This is a genomic window from Fictibacillus nanhaiensis, from assembly GCF_023715445.1.
In the GTDB taxonomy this organism is placed as follows: domain Bacteria; phylum Bacillota; class Bacilli; order Bacillales; family Fictibacillaceae; genus Fictibacillus; species Fictibacillus nanhaiensis_D.
Genome location: NZ_JAMBOD010000074.1, coordinates 1 through 219, shown reverse-complemented (window position 1 = coordinate 219; position 219 = coordinate 1). Strand labels below are relative to the sequence as shown.

General features: G+C 47.5%; 1 rRNA gene. It reads right to left on the bottom strand.

Features of this window, described 5'->3' with window-relative positions:
• Positions 1–79, bottom strand: a 23S ribosomal RNA gene (locus M3196_RS22320); the annotation flags it as partial.
• Between the last annotated feature and the right edge of the window lie 140 nt (positions 80–219).

Genomic DNA, 219 nt, shown 5'->3' with positions numbered 1-219 from the left:
GAGGCATATCGGTGTTCGTCCCGTCCTTCTTCGGCTCCTAGTGCCAAGGCATCCACCGTGCGCCCTTTCTAGCTTAACCTTATAACTTACGATCAACGTCGAATTTCTTCGTTGACTTCGTCTTTCCAGTGCTCATGTATCGAAATACACTCCGCTCCTTCAAGACTTTGTCGCCTCGAACTTCTCGCATCTCGTAACTTAATGATGCATACACATCAA